Origin of the sequence: Nonomuraea sp. NPDC052129 (assembly GCF_040680095.1) — a bacterium.
In the GTDB taxonomy this organism is placed as follows: domain Bacteria; phylum Actinomycetota; class Actinomycetes; order Streptosporangiales; family Streptosporangiaceae; genus Nonomuraea.
The window spans coordinates 1-1,019 of sequence record NZ_JBFAVX010000091.1; the positions used below are offsets into that span (position 1 = coordinate 1).

A 1,019-nucleotide genomic window follows, 5' to 3' on the forward strand; every position below is an offset into this window, starting at 1 on the left:
GCGGAACGCGTGACCGCGATCCGCCAGGATGAGGAGCACGACCATGACTGACGCCATCACGGTGGCCGGGTTGGTCAAGACCTTCGGATCCAGCAGAGCCCTGGACGGTTTGGACCTCGTCGTCCGCGCCGGTGAGGTGCACGGCTTCCTGGGGCCGAACGGCGCTGGCAAGAGCACTACGATCCGCGTCCTGCTGGGCATGATGCGTGCGGACGCGGGCACCGCCCGGCTGCTCGGCGGCGATCCGTGGGTCGACGCGGCGACGCTGCACCGCCGCCTGGCCTACGTCCCCGGCGACGTCACGCTGTGGCCCAACCTGTCAGGCGGCGAGGTGATCGATCTGCTCGGCCGGCTGCGCGGCGGGCTCGATCAGAAGCGCCGCGCCGACCTGCTGGAGCGTTTCGACCTGGACCCCCGTAAGAAGGGCCGCACCTACTCCAAGGGCAACCGGCAGAAGGTGGCCCTGGTAGCGGCGCTGGCGTCCGACGCCGAGTTGCTCATCTTCGACGAGCCGACCTCGGGCCTGGACCCGCTGATGGAGGAGGTGTTCCGCGAGGCCGTCCAGGAGGAGAAGCGCCGCGGCCGGACCGTGCTGCTGTCCAGCCACATCCTGTCTGAGGTCGAGGCGCTGTGCGACCGGCTCACCATCATCCGCGACGGCCGGGCCGTCGAGAACGGCACCCTCGCCGACCTGCGCCATCTCACTCGCACCACCATCCAGGCCGAGCTGTCCGGGCCCGTGGACGGGCTGGCCGGCCTGCCCGGCGTGCACGATCTGCGCACCGAGGGCGGCCGGGTTCGCTTCGCCGTCGACGCCGCCGCGCTGGACACGGCGCTGCGGCAGCTCACCGCCGTGGGCGTGCGCAGCCTCGTCAGCCAGCCGCCCACGCTGGAGGAACTGTTCATGCGGCACTACGACCGCACCGGCGCGAGCTCCGGGCGGCACGCGGAGGCGCGGCGATGAACGCGTTGACCGGTGCGGGAAAGTTGATCCGCCTGACACTGCGGCGTGATCGGTT

The 1,019-nt window shown here is 71.2% G+C and carries 1 protein-coding gene; it reads left to right on the forward strand.

Features of this window, described 5'->3' with window-relative positions; translation table 11 throughout:
- Positions 1–43 precede the first annotated feature (43 nt).
- Complete coding sequence (locus tag AB0L53_RS59300; protein WP_364015921.1) at positions 44–964, forward strand: ABC transporter ATP-binding protein; 921 nt, start codon at positions 44–46, stop codon at positions 962–964.
- Positions 965–1,019: the final 55 nt, after the last annotated feature.